At 69.3% G+C, this 17,969-nt stretch carries 16 protein-coding genes; all 16 read right to left on the reverse strand.

What is annotated here, in order from left to right:
- Positions 1–36: 36 nt before the first annotated feature.
- Complete coding sequence (gene gltX, locus BW996_RS08550) at positions 37–1,431, reverse strand: glutamate--tRNA ligase (protein WP_037486030.1); 1,395 nt, start codon at positions 1,429–1,431, stop codon at positions 37–39.
- A gap of 7 nt (positions 1,432–1,438) precedes the next feature.
- Positions 1,439–2,668 (reverse strand): O-succinylhomoserine sulfhydrylase, encoded by a 1,230-nt coding sequence (locus BW996_RS08555; protein WP_037486027.1) that lies wholly within the window; start codon positions 2,666–2,668, stop codon positions 1,439–1,441.
- 32 nt (positions 2,669–2,700) lie between these two features.
- A complete protein-coding gene (purF, locus tag BW996_RS08560; protein WP_076458842.1) occupies positions 2,701–4,218 on the reverse strand; it encodes an amidophosphoribosyltransferase in 1,518 nt (505 codons plus the stop codon).
- 86 nt (positions 4,219–4,304) lie between these two features.
- Positions 4,305–4,841, reverse strand: a complete 537-nt coding sequence (locus BW996_RS08565; RefSeq protein ID WP_083701037.1) for a CvpA family protein — start codon at positions 4,839–4,841, stop codon at positions 4,305–4,307.
- A gap of 28 nt (positions 4,842–4,869) precedes the next feature.
- Complete coding sequence (locus BW996_RS08570; protein ID WP_083701038.1) at positions 4,870–5,847, reverse strand: SPOR domain-containing protein; 978 nt, start codon at positions 5,845–5,847, stop codon at positions 4,870–4,872.
- A 12-nt stretch (positions 5,848–5,859) separates the two neighbouring features.
- Complete coding sequence (gene folC, locus BW996_RS08575) at positions 5,860–7,206, reverse strand: bifunctional tetrahydrofolate synthase/dihydrofolate synthase (protein ID WP_037486174.1); 1,347 nt, start codon at positions 7,204–7,206, stop codon at positions 5,860–5,862.
- Between the two features lie 73 nt (positions 7,207–7,279).
- Positions 7,280–8,152, reverse strand: a complete 873-nt coding sequence (gene accD / locus BW996_RS08580) for an acetyl-CoA carboxylase, carboxyltransferase subunit beta (RefSeq protein WP_037486172.1) — start codon at positions 8,150–8,152, stop codon at positions 7,280–7,282.
- Positions 8,149–8,982, reverse strand: coding sequence for a tryptophan synthase subunit alpha (trpA, locus tag BW996_RS08585; RefSeq protein ID WP_037486170.1), 834 nt, complete (start codon positions 8,980–8,982; stop codon positions 8,149–8,151). The genes accD and trpA overlap by 4 nt, the downstream gene beginning before the upstream one ends.
- Positions 8,979–10,247: a tryptophan synthase subunit beta gene (gene trpB / locus BW996_RS08590; RefSeq protein ID WP_037486168.1), complete on the reverse strand. Its 1,269-nt coding sequence runs from the start codon at positions 10,245–10,247 to the stop codon at positions 8,979–8,981. Before trpB ends, trpA begins: the two co-directional genes overlap by 4 nt.
- Positions 10,248–10,284: 37 nt before the next feature.
- The gene (locus tag BW996_RS08595; RefSeq protein ID WP_037486165.1) at positions 10,285–10,965 is read right to left on the reverse strand and encodes a phosphoribosylanthranilate isomerase; all 681 of its coding nucleotides are present in this window, start codon (positions 10,963–10,965) and stop codon (positions 10,285–10,287) included.
- Positions 10,966–11,048: 83 nt separating this feature from the next.
- A complete protein-coding gene (gene truA / locus BW996_RS08600) occupies positions 11,049–11,861 on the reverse strand; it encodes a tRNA pseudouridine(38-40) synthase TruA (protein WP_037486163.1) in 813 nt (270 codons plus the stop codon).
- Positions 11,862–11,907: 46 nt separating this feature from the next.
- Positions 11,908–13,251 (reverse strand): FimV/HubP family polar landmark protein, encoded by a 1,344-nt coding sequence (locus BW996_RS22110; protein WP_083701039.1) that lies wholly within the window; start codon positions 13,249–13,251, stop codon positions 11,908–11,910.
- A gap of 29 nt (positions 13,252–13,280) precedes the next feature.
- Positions 13,281–14,618, reverse strand: coding sequence for a type IV pilus assembly protein FimV (locus BW996_RS22115; RefSeq protein WP_083701040.1), 1,338 nt, complete (start codon positions 14,616–14,618; stop codon positions 13,281–13,283).
- Positions 14,619–14,924: 306 nt separating this feature from the next.
- Positions 14,925–16,052, reverse strand: a complete 1,128-nt coding sequence (asd, locus tag BW996_RS08610) for an aspartate-semialdehyde dehydrogenase (protein WP_037486157.1) — start codon at positions 16,050–16,052, stop codon at positions 14,925–14,927.
- Positions 16,053–16,166: 114 nt separating this feature from the next.
- Positions 16,167–17,264: a 3-isopropylmalate dehydrogenase gene (gene leuB / locus BW996_RS08615; protein WP_037486155.1), complete on the reverse strand. Its 1,098-nt coding sequence runs from the start codon at positions 17,262–17,264 to the stop codon at positions 16,167–16,169.
- A gap of 51 nt (positions 17,265–17,315) precedes the next feature.
- Positions 17,316–17,969 carry a 3-isopropylmalate dehydratase small subunit gene (gene leuD, locus BW996_RS08620; RefSeq protein WP_037486152.1) on the reverse strand — a complete coding sequence of 218 codons (654 nt, stop codon included), beginning with the start codon at positions 17,967–17,969 and terminating at the stop codon, positions 17,316–17,318.

Raw genomic sequence — 17,969 nt, forward strand, 5'->3', positions numbered from 1 at the left:
TCGTCGTTCAAGCGAGAATGCAATTATGTGATGTTCTCAGAGACTTTGCAAGCGTTTCAGCACAATATTTTTTTCGAACAGTGCGAGGACCGCATCGACCGACGGCGTCTGGGCGCGGCCGCACACCAGAACGCGCAGCGGAATGGCCAGCTGCGGCATCTTGATCTTCAGCTCGCCGATGACCGCCTTGATGGCGGCGCTGATCGACGCGGCGTCCCAGGTCTCGAGCGCGGCCAGCCGCTCGCGCAGCTGCACCAGCGCCGGACGCGACACCTCGTTGAGGTGCTGGGCCAGATCGGCCTCGGCCGGCTGCACGTCGGCGAAGTAGATCGACAGCCACTCGGCCAGCTCGACCGTGGTGCTGCAGCGATCCTTGAACAGCGCGCACATGGCGGCCAGGCGCTCGTCGGCCACCGCCGTGATGCCGCGCCGGCCCAGCTGCTCGGCCACCAGGCCGGCCAGCACCGCGTTGTCGCACAGCTTCATGTGCTGGGCATTCACCCAGCGCATCTTGGTCTCGTCGAACTGGCTGGCGCTGCGGCCCAGGTGATCGAGGTTGAACCACTCGACCAGCTGCGCGCGGCTGAAGATCTCGTCGTCGCCGTGGCTCCAGCCCAGGCGGGCCAGGTAGTTGACGACCGCCTCGGCCAGATAGCCCTCGTCGCGGTACTGCGTCACCGGCTTGGCGCCGCGGCGCTTGCTCATCTTCTCGCCCTGCTCGTTGAGCACGGTGGGCAGGTGGGCGTAGACCGGCGGCTCATGGCCGAGCGCGCGGAAGACGTGGATCTGGCGCGGCGTGTTGTTGACATGGTCGTCGCCACGGATGACGTGGGTGATGGCCATGTCGATGTCGTCGACCACGACGCAGAAGTTGTAGGTCGGCGTGCCGTCGGGGCGCGCGATCACCAGATCGTCGAGCTCGTCGTTGCTGATCTCGATGCGGCCCTTGACCTTGTCTTCCCAGACCACCGAGCCACCCTGGGGCGTCCTGAAGCGCAGCACCGGCTGGACGCCTTCGGGCACCGGCGGCAGCACCTTGCCTTCTTCAGGGCGCCAGGTGCCGTCGTAGCGCGGCTTTTCCTTGTTGGCCATCTGGCGCTCGCGCAGCGCGTCGAGCTCGGTGGTGCTCATGTAGCAGGGATAGACCCAGCCCTGCTCGACCAGCTGCGCCAGGACCGCCTTGTAGCGGTCCATGCGCTGCATCTGATAGAACGGGCCCTCGTCGTGGTCGAGGCCGAGCCACTTCATGCTCTCGATGATGACGTCGACGGCTTCCTGCGAGGAGCGCTCGACGTCGGTGTCCTCGATGCGCAGCACCAGGGTGCCCTGCTGCGAGCGCGCCCAGGCCCAGGGATAGAGGGCCGAGCGGATGTTGCCGAGGTGGATGAAGCCCGTCGGCGACGGGGCAAAACGGGTGCGGACTTGGGTCATGGGGAATTCAGATCAGGGCCAGGCCGCGCGCGATGTCGGCCTTCAGGTCGTCGACATGCTCCAGGCCCACGGCCACGCGGATCATGCCCTGCGTGATGCCGGCGGCCAGGCGCTGCGCCTCGGTCAGGCGGCCGTGCGAGGTGCTCGACGGATGGGTGATGGTGGTCTTGGTGTCGCCCAGGTTCGAGGTGATCGAGCAGATCTTCGTCGCGTCGATGACCGCGAAGGCGTTGGCGCGCGCCGCCTCGGGCGTGTCGCCGCGGGTGACGAAGCTGACCACCGAGCCGCCGTTGCCGCTCTGCTGCGCCATCGCCAGCGCGTGCTGCGGGTGCGACTTCAGGCCGGGGTAGTAGACGCGGGCGATCTGCGGCTGCGCTTCCAGCCATTCGGCCAGCGCCAGCGCGCGCGCGCCCTGCGCCTCCATGCGGATCGAGAGCGTCTCCAGACCTTTCAGCACCACCCAGGCGTTGAACGGCGACAGACACATGCCGGCCGAGCGCATCACGCTCATGAAGGGCCCGTCGATCAGCGCGGCCGGGCCGCAGACGGCGCCTGCGATGACACGGCCCTGGCCGTCCAGATACTTGGTGCCCGAATGGATGATCAGGTCGGCGCCGAGCCTGGCCGGCTGCTGCAGCGCCGGCGAGCAGAAGCAGTTGTCGACCGCCAGCAGCGCGCCCGCGCCGTGCGCGATGTCGGCCAGCGCGCGGATGTCGCAGACCTCGGTGAGCGGGTTGCTCGGCGTCTCGGCGAACAGCAGCTTCGTCTCGGGGCGCAGCGCGGCACGCCACTCCTCGGGATCGGTCTGCGACACGAAGGTGGTCTGCACGCCGAACTTGCCGAACTCGCCCTGCAGCAGCTTGATGGTCGAGCCGAAGACGCTGCGCGAGCAGATGACATGGTCGCCGGCCTTGAGCAGGCCCATGACCAGCAGCATGATCGCCGCCATGCCGCTGGAGGTGGCGATGCAGGCCTCGGTGCCCTCCAGCGCCGCCAGGCGGCGCTCCATCATCATCGTCGTGGGGTTGGTGAAGCGGCTGTAGACGAAGGCTTCCTCCTCCTGCGCGAAGCGCGCCGCGGCGGTGGCCGCGTCAGGATGGACGAAGCTGCTGGTCAGGAACAGCGCCTCCGAGTTCTCGCCCCACGGCGTGGCCGGCAGGCCCTGGCGCACGGCCAGCGTCTCCAGTCGGACATCGTCGGCGAACTCGAGGCGCGGCAGGCGCTTGGGCTCGGTCATGCGGTTCTCTCCGGGTCAGGCGGTGGGCAGGCTCACTGCGACGGGCTCTGCAGCGACAGGCGGGTGCGCTCGGCGCCCTCCTCGTCCTGCGGCTGGCTGGCGCGCTGGGTCTGAATGGCGTCGAAGTCCTCGGCCGAGACGTCGCCGGTGATGTAGTGGCCGTCGAAGCACGAGGCCTCCACGCCCTTGAGGTCCGGGCGCAGCGCGTGCACCGCGCGCTTCATCGCGTCGACGTCCTGGTAGATCAGCGCGTCGCAGCCGATGTAGTCGCGGATCTCGTCCATCGTGCGGCCGTGCGCGATCAGCTCGGTCTTGGTCGGCATGTCGATGCCGTAGACGTTGGGGAAGCGCACCGGGGGCGCCGCCGAGGCCATGAAGACCTTGCTCGCGCCGGCCTCGCGGGCCATCTGCACGATCTCGCGGCTGGTGGTGCCGCGCACGATCGAGTCATCGACCAGCAGCACGTTGCGGCCCTTGAACTCCATGCCGATGGCATTGAGCTTCTGGCGCACGCTCTTCTTGCGCGCCGACTGGCCCGGCATGATGAAGGTGCGGCCGACATAGCGGTTCTTGACGAAGCCCTCGCGGTAGGGCTTGCCGAGCTTCTGCGCGAGCTGCATCGCCGCCGGGCGGCTGGACTCGGGGATGGGGATGACCACGTCGATCTCGCTGGGCGGCATCATGTTGATGACGCGCTGCGCCAGCGTCTCGCCCATGTTCAGGCGGGCGTGGTAGACCGAGATGCCGTCGATGACCGAATCCGGGCGGGCCAGGTAGACGAACTCGAACACGCAGGGGTTGAGCACCGGGCGCTCGGCGCACTGGCGGGTGTGCATCTGGCCGTCGAGCGCGATGAAGACCGCCTCGCCGGGCTCGACGTCGCGCACCAGGCGGTGGCCGGTGCCCTCGAGCGTGACCGATTCGCTGGCGACCATCCAGTCGGTGCCCTCGGCGGTCTCGTTCGCGCCCAGGCACAGCGGCCGGATGCCGAACGGATCGCGGAAGGCCAGCAGGCCGTAGCCGGCGATCAGCGCGATCACCGCATACGAGCCCTTGACGCGGCGGTGCACCGCCGCGACCGCCTTGAAGATCTCCTCGTGCGTCAGCGGCAGGTCGCGCGCGGCCTGCTCGAGCTCGTGCGCCAGCACGTTGATCAGCACCTCGGTGTCGCTCTCGGTGTTGATGTGGCGGCGGTCGATGTCGAACAGCTCCTTCTTCAGCGCATGCGCGTTGGTGATGTTGCCGTTGTGCACCAGCACCACGCCGAAGGGCGCGTTGACGTAGAAGGGCTGCGCCTCTTCCTCGCTGTAGGCATTGCCCGCGGTCGGATAGCGGACCTGGCCCAGGCCCAGCGTGCCCGGCAGCGCGCGCATGTTGCGGGTGCGGAAGACGTCGCGCACCATGCCGCGGGCCTTGTGCATGAAGAACTTCGTGCCCATCGCGGTCACGATGCCGGCGGCGTCCTGCCCCCGGTGCTGCAGCAGCAGCAGCGCGTCATAGATCAGTTGATTGACGGGCGACTTGGAAATCACCCCGACGATGCCACACATCGTTCACTCCATCTTCAGCAACAAACAGGTCCGGGAAGGCCGGCCGCGACCGCCCTTCCCGAGGGAATTCTTGCAGGCGCCGGGCTTCAGGAGGCCGGCGCGGCGGGTTCAGCCGGCGGCGTGACGCCCGCCGGCCCCCAGTCGCCCGGCAGCCACGGCGCCAGCCAGCCGTGGACCTGCGCGATCCAGCCGATGCCGCTGGAGGCCTGCCAGGACGCCTGGCGCGCCAGCGGCGTGAGCGCCAGCATCATCGCCAGCGCCCACAGCACCAGCACGCCGCGCAGCAGACCGAAGCCGGCGCCCAGCAAGCGGTCCAGCGGCGCCAGCGGCGAGGCCTGGATCAGCTGCTGCAGCAGCCAGGCCAGCAGGCGCCAGACCAGCAGCGTGACGATGAAGCAGACCACCAGACCGGTCAGCCGTGCCAGCGGACTGTCGGCGGCCTGAGGCTGCAGCATCAGCGCCACGTCGCTGCCCCAGGCCTGGGCCAGCAGCCAGGCGACGAACCAGCCCGCCAGCGACATCAGCTCGCTGACCAGGCCGCGCAGCACGCCGGCCACGACCGACATCAGCAGCACCGCCAGCATCGACAGGTCGATCCATCCCAGATCCTCCAGCAGCATCATGCCCGCGCGGCCCGGTCCAGCGGCGCGCTCAGAGCGGCAGCACCGCGGCGCTGACGCCGGCGGCCTTGAGCTTCGAGGCGGCGCGCGCGGCCTCCTCCTTGGTCGAGAACGGCCCCAGGCGCACACGGGTGCGACGACCGGAGGAGGTCTCGACATGCTGCTCGAAGGACTTCAGGCCCAGGCCCTCGACGCGCTGGCGCGTCTCGCGCACCGTGCGGGCCTCGGAGAAGGAGCCGACCTGGACGACGTAACGCCGCTCGTCGCGCTCCTTGTCCTTCTCGCGCTCGCGGCGGGCCTTTTCGGCAGCGGCGGCCTTTTCTGCGGCCGCCGCCTTCTCGGCCCGTTCGCGGCGCAGACGCTCCTTCTCGGCCTTCTCGGCGCGTTCAGCCTTTTCAGCCTTTTCCTTCTCCGCCTTTTCACGGGCGCGCTCGAGGCGCAGGCGCTCCTGGCGGGCCTTCTCGGCACGCTCGGCCTTTTCCGCGGCGGCCTTGTCGGCCGCGGCCTTCTGGCGCTCGCGCTCGCGGGCCTCGGCCTGCGCGTCGCGCGGCTCGGTGATGATGTCGTCCTTGGGCCCTTTGGCCACCGCCATGCCGGCGGCGGCACCAACCGCGGCCGCGCCGGCGCCAGCCATCGCCATCTGCGTCGCGCTCAGGCCCGGGGCCTGGGACGCTGCGGCGGCGGCCGCCGAGGCAGCCATCGCAGGCTGCGATGCCGTGGCGCCGGCCGAATCGGCACCGGACTGCAGGCCGGCGGCCGTGCCTTCGCGCATCACGATCTCGGCGGGCTCGCCGGGCATGCGCACGGCCAGCTCCGGCCGGGCCGGGCGCGGCGTCGCCTCGAACACATAAGGCAGGGCCACCACCGCCAGCCCGACCAGCACCGCCACGCCGATCAGGCGCCGACGAGCCCGGGTGCGCAACAACTCCACCTGCGCCGGATCCTGCGGCGGCAGGCGACGTGGAGCAGGCTCGGACGACTTGCGCTTGAGAGAGGAGAGAAGACCCATCTGGTTCAGCCGTCAGGCCGCTTTGGTCGGGGCACCCGCAGCCGGCCCGACATGGGCCGCACCCAGTCTCGGCAGTCCCTTCTGCAGCACTCCACCGACGGTGTGGAACGATCCGAAGACGACGATTCTATCAGTGGGGTCGGCCGACTCCAGGGATTGCCCCAGGGCAGCGACCGGATCGGCGTGCAGCACGATGCGATGGGGCGGCAGCGGCGCGGCATCCGCCGGCCGGGCGGCGACCGCCGTCTCGATCGCGGCCTGCAGCTGCTCGGGCGAAGCGGCCCGGCCGATGTCGAGCGCGCACAGATGCCAAGTGTCGACCAGCGGCAGCAGCGGCGCGACCAGCCCGGCCAGATCCTTGTCGGCCATCGCGCCCAGCACCGCGTGGGTGCGCGGGAAATAGCCCATCTGGTCGAGGTTCTGCGCCAGCACCGCCGCCGCGTGCGGGTTGTGGGCCACGTCGAGCACCAGCGTCGGCTGGCCCGGCACGACCTGGAAGCGCCCGGGCAGCTCGACCAGCGCCAGCCCGTTGCGGATGGCCTGCGCCGGCACCGGCAGGCGCGAGCGCATCGCCTCCAGCGCCGCCAGCACGCCGGCAGCATTGATCAGCTGGTTGGCGCCGCGCAGCGCCGGATAGCCCAGCGCGTTCCAGCGCCGCCCGCGCCCGCTCCAGCCCCACTGCTGGCGGTCGCCCGCGTAATTGAAATCGCGGCCGAAGCGCCAGAGATCGGCGCCGAGCGCCTCGGCGTGATCGACCACGCTCTGCGGCGGCACCGGGTCCGACACCACCACCGGCCGGCCCGGGCGCATGATGCCGGCCTTCTCGCGGCCGATGGCCTCGCGGTCGGGCCCGAGCCAGTCCATGTGGTCGAGATCGATGCTGGTGATGATGGCGCAGTCGGTGTCGACGATGTTGACCGCATCGAGGCGGCCGCCCAAGCCCACCTCCAGGATCACCGCGTCGAGCGGCTGAACGCTCATCGCCCGCAGGATCGCCAGCGTGGTGAACTCGAAATAGGTCAGCGACTGCCCGGTGGCCAGGCGCGCGGCCTCGACCGCCTCGAAATGCGGCTGCAGCAGCTCGGGCGCGACCACCTCGCCGTTCAGGCGCATGCGCTCCTCGAAGCGCACCAGATGCGGCGAGCCGTAGACCGCGGTGCGGTAGCCGGCCTGCATCAGGATGGATTCGAGCATCGCGCAGGTCGAGCCCTTGCCGTTGGTGCCCGCCACCGTGAACACCGGCACGTCGAAGCGCAGGCCGAGCTGCTCGCGCACGCGCTGCACGCGCTCCAGGCCCAGCTCGATCGTCGCCGGATGCAGCCGCTCGCAGTGGGCGAGCCAGTCGGAAAGGGTCATCATCTCGAAGGCAGACTCAGAAAAGGCCGAGGGCGCCTCGCGGACGCCCCCGGACGACAGGCCACGACAGCGGCGGTCAGGACACCGCGTCGGCGCTCTGGCGCTGCAGCATCGCCAGCAGCTTGGCCACGGTCGGACGCAGCTCGCGGCGGTCGACGATCATGTCGAGCGCGCCCTTCTGCAGCAGGAACTCGGAGCGCTGGAAGCCCTCGGGCAGCTTCTCGCGCACGGTGTTCTCGATCACGCGCGGGCCGGCAAAGCCGATCAGCGCCTTCGGCTCGGCGATGACCACGTCGCCCACGAAGGCGAAGGAGGCCGACACACCGCCCATCGTCGGGTCGGTCAGCACGCTGATGTAGGGCAGCTTGGCGCGGGCCAGGCGGGTCAGCGCCGCGTTGGTCTTGGCCATCTGCATCAGCGACAGCAGGCCTTCCTGCATGCGCGCACCGCCCGTGGCGGTGAAGCAGATGAAGGGCACCTTCTGCTCGAGCGCGGTCTCGACGCCGCGCGCGAAGCGCTCGCCGACCACCGAGCCCATCGAGCCGCCCATGAAGTCGAACTCGAAGCACGCGGCCACCACCGGCATGCTCATCACCGAGCCGCCCATCACGACAAGCGCATCGGTCTCGCCGGTGGCCTCCATCGCTTCCTTGATGCGATCGGGGTACTTCTTGCTGTCCTTGAACTTCAGCGCGTCGACCGGCACCACTTCCTGGGCGACCTCGTAGCGGCCCTCGTCATCGAGGAAGGCGTTCAGGCGCTCACGCGCGCCGATGCGGTGGTGATGACCGCACTTCGGGCAGACATTCACATTGCCGTCGAGATCGGTCTTGTACAGGACCGTCTCGCAGGCGTCGCACTTGACCCAGAGGCCTTCGGGCATGGCCCGGCGCTCGCTGGGCCGGGACTGCTGGATCTTCGGGGGCAGCAGCTTGTCGAGCCAACTCATGCGGATTCTCCTGCGGATGAAGCTTGCAGTTGCAGCGTGTCGAGAGCGGCGCGGATCTCGCGCAGGAAGCCGGCGGCGACGCCCGGCACCCGCTCGCGCGGCTCGTTCTCGATCAGCTGGATGATACGGGAGCCGATCACGACCGCGTCGGACACCTGCGCGACCGCCACCGCCGTGGCGGCATCGCGGATGCCGAAGCCGACGCCGACCGGCACGTTCACCGCGGCACGGATGCGCGGCACCATCGCCGCCACCGCCGCGGTGTCGAGGTGACCGGCACCGGTCACGCCCTTGAGCGACACGTAATAGACATAGCCGGTCGCGATGCGGCCGACCTCCTGCATGCGCGCGTCCGTCGAGGTCGGCGCCAGCAGGAAGATCGCGTCCATGTCGGCCGCGCGCAGGCGGGCGGCAAAGGCCTCGCACTCCTGCGGCGGGTAGTCGACGATCAGCACGCCGTCGACGCCCGCGGCCTTCGCCTCGTCGACGAAGCGGTCGGGCCCGAAGCACTCGACCGGATTGGCGTAGCCCATCAGCACGACCGGCGTGGCCGCGTCGTCCTGGCGGAAGGCACGCACCATCGCCAGCACGTCGGCGGTGGAGATGGCCTTGAGCAGCGCGCGCTCGCTGGCGCGCTGGATCACCGGGCCGTCGGCCATCGGGTCGGAAAACGGCACGCCCAGCTCGATGACGTCGGCGCCGGCGGCGACCATCGCGTGCATCAGCTCGACCGTCACGTCGGCGTAGGGGTCGCCGGCGGTGACGTAGGGGATCAGGGCCTTGCGGCCTTCGGCGGCCAGGCGGGCGAAGGTGGCTTGAATGCGGCTCACAGCACGCCTCCCTTGACGGACAGGCCGCGGCACGAGGGGCGGCAGTAGAACTCCGCGCCCGACAGATCGGCGACCGTGCCGATGTCCTTGTCGCCCCGGCCCGAGAGGTTGACCAGGATGTGCTGGTCCGGGCGCATCGTCTTGGCCAGCTTCATCGCATAGGCGACCGCGTGGCTGGACTCCAGCGCCGGGATGATGCCCTCGGTGCGGCAGAGGTAATGGAAGGCCTCCAGGGCCTCCTTGTCGGTGATGCCGACGTACTCGGCCCGGCCGATGTCCTTCAGATAGGCATGCTCCGGACCGACGCCGGGATAGTCCAGACCGGCCGAGACCGAATGCGTCTCGGTGATCTGGCCGTTGGCGTCCTGCAGGATGTAGGTGCGGTTGCCGTGCAGCACGCCCGGCCGGCCCAGCTGCAGCGAGGCCGAGTGCTTGGCCGTGTCCATGCCCTCGCCGGCGGCCTCCACGCCGATCAGGCGCGTGCCCTCGAACGGGATGTAGGGATGGAAGATGCCCATGGCGTTGGAGCCGCCGCCCACGCAGGCGACCACCGCGTCGGGCTGGCGCTCGGCGCCGCCGCCGAGCTCGGCGATCATCTCGGGCATCTGCGTCAGGCATTCCTGGCCGATGATGGCCTGGAAGTCGCGCACCATCGCCGGGTACGGGTGCGGACCCGCCACGGTGCCGATGATGTAGAAGGTGTTCTCGACGTTGGTGACCCAGTCGCGCATCGCCTCGTTCAGCGCGTCCTTCAGCGTCTTGCTGCCCGACTCGACCGGGATCACCTTGGCGCCGAGCAGGTGCATGCGGTAGACGTTCGGGCTCTGGCGCTTGACGTCCTCGGCGCCCATGTAGACGACGCACTCCAGGCCGTAGCGCGCGCAGATGGTGGCGGTGGCCACGCCGTGCTGGCCGGCGCCGGTCTCGGCGATGACACGCGGCTTGCCCATGCGCCGGGCCAGCAGCGCCTGGCCGATGACGTTGTTGATCTTGTGCGCGCCGGTGTGGTTGAGGTCCTCGCGCTTGAGGAAGATCTGCGCGCCGCCCATCTCGCGGCTCATGCGCGCGGCGTGGTAGACGGGGCTCGGGCGGCCGACGAAGTATTTCAGCTCGCGGCGGAATTCGGCCAGGAACTCGGCGTCGTCGCGGTAGCGGTCGTAGGCCTGGCGCAGCTCGTCAAGGGCGTGGCTCAGCGTCTCGGCGACGAAGCTGCCGCCGTAGATGCCGAAATGCCCGCGGGCATCGGGCTGGTCGTACTGGAACATGGTCGGGAATCCGGTGAAGACAGGAAGACCTTGGAGATCACTCGCCGCGGTCGGCGTCGGCACGGCGTGCATCGGCCTCGCGGACGGCTTCGCAGAACCGGCGCATCAGCTCGGGGTCCTTCAGACCCTTGCCGACCTCCACGCCGGAACTCACGTCAACGGCCCAGGGCCGCACGCGAAGCACGCCATCGATCACGTTGGCAGGACTCAACCCACCAGACAAAACGACCGGACGGGGCACGCCGGACGGAACGAGAGACCAATCGAAGACCTTTCCGCCTCCGCCATACCCGTCGACATGGGCGTCGAGCAGGATGGCCTGGGCATTGGGATAAGACTGTGCAAAGTCTAACAAATCGAAGCCGGGCTTCATCCGCGCCGCCCGCATGTAGGGGCGCCGACCGGTGCTGGCGGCATCGCACTGCGCGGGAGTTTCATCTCCGTGGAACTGCAGCAGCAGATTCGGAATGGCGGTGCAGGCCGCATCGATTTCCGGCTGCGTGGCGTTGACAAAAAGTCCGACCGGCATCACGAAAGGCGGCAGGCGCCGGGCCAGTTCGGCCGCGCGCGCCAGCGTCACATGACGCGCACTGCCCGCCCAGAGCACGAAGCCGATCGCGTCCGCGCCCGCCTCGACCGCGGCATCGACATCGGCTTCGCGGGTCAGACCGCAGATCTTGATGCGCGTGCGCGCGGCGCGGGACAAAGTGGCTGGCATCGAAAGCTCGGCAGATTCGGGAAGACTCAGGAACGGGAACGGGACAGGCTGCAGACCGACCGCACAGGCCGCCGGCTGCGGACTCAGGCCGCTGGCAGACCGTCGTCGGCCGCGCCGGGCAGTGCGTCGAAGCCCGCGGTGCGCATCGGCAGCCCGAGGTGCGCATCGTAGCGGGGACCGAGGAAATACAGCCCGTCCGGGGAGAAGGTCGGCGCGGCGCAGTCGCGGTCGCGCGAGGCCAGCACCTCGGCCATCCAGCCGCTGGGCCGGTTGCCGCTGCCCACCGCGACCATGCAGCCCATGATGTTGCGGATCATGTGGTGCAGGAAAGCCACCGCCTCGAAGTCGAAGCGCCAGTAGGCGCCGCAGCGTCGCACGCCGATCTCGCGCATCAGCTTGACCGGCGAGGCCGCCTGGCATTCCGAGGACCGGAAGGCCGAAAAGTCGTGCTCGCCGATCAGGTGCGCCGCGGCCTCGCGCATCGCCTCGCCGTCAAGCCGGCGGAAGGACCAGCCCACCGAGCCGGCATCGATCGACGGCCGCATCGGCGACTCGAGCAGGATGTAGGCATAGCGCCGCCCGCGTGCATGGTTGCGGGCATGGAAGTCGTCGGGCACGACGCGACACCACTGCACCGCGATGTCGGGTGGCAGGTAGCGGTTGGTGCCGCGCAGCCAGGAGAAGGATTCGCGGACCCGATCGGTGTCGAAATGCACCACCTGATTCAGGCCGTGCACCCCGGTGTCGGTGCGCCCGGCGCAGACGGTGTGGATCGGCGCGGCCGCGAACTGCGACAGCGCCGATTCCAGATGATCCTGGACCGTGGCGCCGCCGGGCTGGCTCTGCCAGCCGTGATAGGCGCTGCCACGGTAGGTGACGCCTAGCGCGATGCGCAAGGCGTCGTTCCCTGCACGGGAGAAGCAGCGGACAGAAAGCGAGCGATCACGCCAGACCGTCGAGCATCGACTGCGCGCGCGCCTTCAGCTCGGCGCTGTCGGTCTTCTCGATGACATCCTGCAGCATGTCGCGGGCCGACTCCCTGTCGCCGAAGTCGAGGAACTCCTTGGCGAGGTCGACCTTGCGGGCGAGCGGATCACCGTCATCCTCGGTGCCGTCCAGCAGCACCGGGTACTCGTCGACGATCGAGTCCGGCGCCGGCGACTGCGTCGGGTTCAGGTCGAAGTCGAGCGACAGGCCATCGAAGTCGACCTTCGAGGCGCTGGTCGCGGCGGCGGCCGACAGGGTCGGCTCAGAGATGTCGGGCAGGTCGTGCAGCTCGAAGTCGATCATGCCGCTGCCCGAGTCCGGACCCGCGTCAGGCTGGCGACTGTCGACGAAGCTGGCGTCGGCAGCGCTGACATAGCCCCCCGTCACCGAGGGCAGATCGTCCATCGGCGCCGGCAGCGAGATGTCCAGATCGACCTCGTCGACGGCCGGTGCCGCCGCCCGGGGCGCGGCAAAGGACGGCGCCGGCGTGTCGACGATCGCATCCAGATCAAGATCCGGCACCGAGGCTGCAGCGGCCGCGCCGGCCACGCCTGCGGCGCCCAGCCCCGCCGCCGTGCCGAAGCGCGACGGCGACGGCACCACCGACTGCGGCATCGTGCTGGCGCCGAGTGGCTCGCGCGGCAGGTTGCCAGCCAGATCGGCGCCCGGCTGACCGCCCGGCTCGTACAGCGGATTCTCGGGATCGATCGAGCGTCCGAGCTCCTGGGCACGCAGCCAGTCCTCGCCCTGACCGCCAGTCAGGCCGTAGAGCTCGCCGGCGAGCATCTCGTAGCCCTTGGTGTCGCGGCGCTTGGCGTAGACCTCGAGCAGCTTGGTGCGAATGGCCAGGCGCTCCGGATTGGCGCGCATCGCCTCCTTCAGGATTTCCTCGGCCTGCAGGTCGCGGCCGTAGGCCAGGTAGACATCGGCCTCGGCGACCGGATCGACATCGCCGATCGCATCGATCTGGCTCAGCGAGTAGCTCATCGACGACGGCGAGCCGGAGGCCGCCGCGTCACGCGTGTCGACCCGCTGGCCACCGCTGGCGCCGAAGAAGGAGTCCGGCTGCATCCGGCTCTCGAGGAAGGAGGTGACGCCGGCCTCGTCCTTGCCACGTCCGCGCAGGCGGTAGTAGCCCAGGCCGGCCAGGATCGCCAGGATCAGGCCGGCGCCCGGCAGCAGCAGCGGATTCTCGGACAGCGAGTCGAGCAGCGAGGGCTCTTCCGCGGTGACCGGATCCATCGGCAGCGGCGGACGCGAGGCCGCGACCGGTGGCGCTTCGGGCACGCTGGCGGCCACGGCAGGCGCGGAGGCCGGCGGCGGCGCGATCAGCGGCTCGGAGGCGGCCTGCGGCGGCGCGGTGACGGCGGCGCGGTGACGGCGGCGATCGCCTCGGACGCCTTGACGGCCGGGGCAGAAGCGCTCACGGCCGGTGCAGACGCGCTCACGACCGGCGCAGGCAGCACAGCGCCCGGCACGCTGCCGGCTCCACCCGACTTGACGCCGGACGCCGCCAGCATCTTTTCAAGCTCGATGCGATTGCGCTCCACCTCGGCACGGCGGGTTTCGGCCTCCTGGCGGGCCCGAGCGCTGATCGCTTTCTCGTCGACTGCCGACGCAGCCTGCGACTTGGTCGCAGCACCGGGGACGATCTTCAGCGCGTCCTTCGGCTGATTTTCAGTACCGGTGCGGACTTCGACACCGCCCTTGACATCGCCGCTGGCCTTGCGCGAGGACTCCGGCGCGCGGGTCTGCTCCGGCACGGCCGAGGCCAGACGCTGGCGATAGGCGTTGAAATTCGCGCTCTGGGCCAGGATCGTGCGACGGGCCTGGCGCTCGTCGATGCTGGCCAGCTTCTCCTGGCTCGGCACGTTCAGCACCGCGCCGGAGCGCAGGCGGTTCATGTTGTTGCCGGCGAAGGCCGCGCTGTTGCCTTGGTACAGGCCGACCAGCATCTGGTCGAGCGAGACGCCCGACACCTGCAGCCGGGTCGCGATGCCCGACAGGGTGTCGCCGGGGCGCACGGTGTACTGGCTGCCCTCGGCCGCCTGAGCGGAATCGCGCGAAGGAGCCGGGGCCGGCGTGGGCGTGGGCGCAGGCGCTGCGGCACGACGGGCAGCGGCCTTGGAGGCGGCTTCCGCTGCAGCGGAGGCCGCCGCAGCACGACGCGCTTCCGCCCGCGAAGCGGCTTCGGCGACAGCAGGCGCGGCGGCCTGGGCCGGCTCGGCACGCGAAGCGCGTGCGGGGGCCGGCGCCGCGGCAGTCGCCGCCGGGGTGGTCGGGGCCGGCGCCTTGGCGGTCGACGGCGGATCGAACAGCAGCGTGTACTCACGCAGCAGGCGGCCGCTCGACCACGACAGCTCGAGAATCACGTCGACGAACGGTTCCTGGACCGGACGATCGCTGGTGATGCGCAGGAAGGGCGTGCCATCGGCTCGACGCTGCAGCGTGACCGAGGTCGACGGCAGCACCGGGTTGTAGTCGACGCCAGCGATGCGATAGGCATCCGGCGGCGCGACCTTCACCCGCAGGTTGGCAGCCTCGTCAGGCGTCAGGCTGGTGACATCGATGTCGGCCTTCAGGGTCTCGCCCAATGCCGACTGGACGCTGAGCCGTCCGAGGCTGAGCGCCGAAGCCGGCGTCATCGTGCCGACGATCGCCATCATGGCGGCAGCGGCCGCAATCTGTTTCAGAGCCAAACGCCCGGTGCGCTTCGTCTCGGTTTTCAAGGCGTCTCCCAAGCTGCGAACCCCGGATTCTCTCCGTCTTTCGCACCAGTCAATACGGGCTTTGCCCGCTCAAATATCCGAAAATACAATAACATCAAGCAGATACAAAGACAAGCTCATGCTCTGCCTGACATTCGGAGCTTCTCGCACGATCGCTTGACGTGCAATTGACCCTGCGCAGGCCCGTTGCCCGAGGGCAACGGACTTCCGTCACTTTTTCGGATCGGGGGTCAGGATAACGGATCAGGCGTCGAGCAGGATGCGCAGCATGCGGCGCAGCGGCTCGGCGGCGCCCCACAGCAGCTGGTCGCCGATGGTGAAGGCGCCGACGTACTCGGGGCCCATCGCCAGCTTGCGGATGCGGCCGACCGGAATGGTCAGCGTGCCGGTCGTGGCCACCGGGGTCAGGTCACGGATGGTGGCCTCGCGGGTGTTCGGCACCACCTTCACCCACTCGTTGTCGGCGGCGATCATCGCCTCGATGTCCGCGGTCGGCACGTCCTTCTTGAGCTTGAAGGTCAGGGCCTGCGAGTGGCAGCGCATCGCGCCGATGCGCACGCAGAAGCCGTCCACCGGAATCGGCGCCGAGCCGAAGCCCTCGCCCAGACCCAGGATCTTGTTGGTCTCGGCCATGCCCTTCCACTCTTCCTTGGACTGACCGTTGCCCAGATCCTTGTCGATCCACGGGATCAGCGAGCCGCCCAGCGGGACGCCGAAGTTGGCGGTCTCGGCCGCGGTCAGCGCGCGCTGCTTGGCGATGATCTGGCGGTCGATCTCGAGAATGGCGCTCTTCGGGTCGTCCAGCAGCGCACGCACTTCGGCATTCAGCGTGCCGTACTGCGTCAGCAGCTCGCGCATGTGCTGCGCGCCGCCGCCCGAAGCCGCCTGGTAGGTCTGGGTCGACATCCACTCGACCAGACCGGCCTTGTAGAGCGCGCCCACGCCCATCAGCATGCAGCTGACGGTGCAGTTGCCGCCGACCCAGTTCTTGCCGCCCTTGGCCAGCGCGTCCTTGATGACCGGCATGTTGACCGGGTCGAGGATGATGACCGCGTCATCCTTCATGCGCAGCGTCGAGGCCGCGTCGATCCAGTGGCCGTTCCAGCCGGCCGCGCGCAGCTTCGGGAACACCTCGGTGGTGTAGTCGCCGCCCTGCGCGGTGATGATGATCTCGCAGCGCTTCAGGGCCTCGATGTCGTAGGCGTCCTGCAGCTTCGTCTCGTTCCTGGCCATCGACGGCGCGGCGCCGCCGGCGTTCGAGGTCGAGAAGAACAGCGGCTCGATCAGGCCGAAGTCGCCCTCGGCCTGCATGCGATCCATCAGGACGGAGCCGACCATGCCGCGCCATCCGACCAATCCGACGAGTTTCATTTTCTTGCCTTTCCGTGGCGCTTTCCTGGCGCCGTTTGACGAGTGGTGTCCCGACCCTCCCCGGCTCGCTTCGCCGGGGTTGAGGGAGGAACGGGCGAGACGAGGCGGAGCTGATCAGCTCTTGGTAATGCCTTTGCCGGTGATCGCCGCGACCACGGCGTCACCCATCTCGCGCGTGCCCACCCGCGTCGTTCCCTCCGACCAGATGTCGGGCGTGCGCAGGCCTGCGGCCAGGACGGCGCGCACCGCCGACTCGATCCGGTCGGCGGCTTCATGCTGGTTGAGGGAGAAACGAAGCATCATGGCAGCGGACAGGATTGTAGCCAGAGGATTGGCCACGCCCTGGCCGGCGATGTCGGGCGCGCTGCCATGGCTGGGCTCGTACAGGCCCTGACCGTTGGCATTGAGCGACGCCGAGGGCAGCATGCCGATCGAGCCGGTCAGCATCGCCGCCTCGTCCGACAGGATGTCGCCGAACATGTTGCCGGTGAACAGCACGTCGAACTTCTTCGGCGCCTTGACCAGCTGCATCGCGGCGTTGTCGACGTACATGTGCTCCAGGGCCACGTCCGGGTACTCCTTGTGCACCTCGGTGACGACGTCCTTCCAGAACTGGAAGGTCTCCAGCACGTTGGCCTTGTCCACCGAAGTGACCTTCTTCGAGCGCTTGCGTGCGGCCTGGAAGGCGACGTGCGCGATGCGCTCGATCTCCGGGCGGCTGTAGCGCATCGTGTCGAAGGCTTCCTCGGCGCCGGGGAAGTGGCCGTCGGTGGCCACGCGGCGGCCGCGCGGCTGGCCGAAGTAGATGTCGCCGGTGAGCTCGCGGATGATCAGGATGTCCAGGCCCGCGATCAGCTCGGGCTTGAGGCTCGAGGCGCCGACGAGCTGCTCGTAGCAGATGGCCGGGCGGAAGTTGGCGAACAGGCCCAGCGCCTTGCGCAGGCCCAGGATGGCCTGCTCGGGGCGCAGGCGGCGCTCGAGCGTGTCGTACTTCCAGTCGCCGACGGCGCCGAACAGGATGGCGTCGGAGGCCTGCGCCAGCTTCAGCGTCGCCTCGGGCAGCGGGTGGCCGGCGACCTCATAGGCGGCGCCGCCCACCGGCGCGGTTTCCATCTCGAGCGGCAGCTCGAGCACGTTCAGCACCTTGACCGCCTCGGCGACGATCTCGGTGCCGATGCCGTCACCGGGCAGGACTGCAATCTTGTGGGTCATGTCGATTCTCGAAATCTGGGGAACAGGAAAATGCGGGACCAGGCTGGGCGCTCAACCGACCTGGCGATGCGCCAGCCACGGCATCCGGGCCAGACGCTCGGCCTCGAAGGCCTGGATCTTGTCCTTCTGGCGCAGCGTCAGGCCGATGTCGTCGAAGCCGTTGACCAGGCAGTACTTCCGGAAGGGCTGCACGTCGAAGGCGATCTCGGCGCCGTCGGGCTTGACGATGACCTGACGCGGCAGGTCGACCGTCAGCGGGTAGCCGGGGAAGGCGAAGACCTCGTCGAAGAGCTGCGCGACCACCGCCTCGGGCAGCTGGATCGGCAGCAGGCCGTTCTTGAAGCAGTTGCTGAAGAAGATGTCGGCGAAGCTCGGCGCGATGATGGCGCGGAAGCCGTACTGCTCCAGCGCCCACGGCGCGTGCTCGCGGCTGGAGCCGCAGCCGAAGTTCTTGCGCGCCAGCAGCACCGAGGCGCCGGCGTAGCGCGGCTGGTTCAGCACGAAGTCGGGGTTGGGCTGGCGGGCCGACTCGGGCACGCCGGGCTGGCCCGGCTGGTCGAGGTAGCGCCACTCGTCGAACAGGTTCGGGCCGAAGCCGCTGCGCTGGATCGACTTCAGGAACTGCTTGGGGATGATCGCGTCGGTGTCGACGTTGTCGCGATCCATCGGGGCCACCAGGCCCTTGTGAACGGTGAAGGCTTGCAT

The organism is Sphaerotilus natans, from assembly GCF_900156335.1.
GTDB lineage: Bacteria > Pseudomonadota > Gammaproteobacteria > Burkholderiales > Burkholderiaceae_C > Sphaerotilus > Sphaerotilus natans.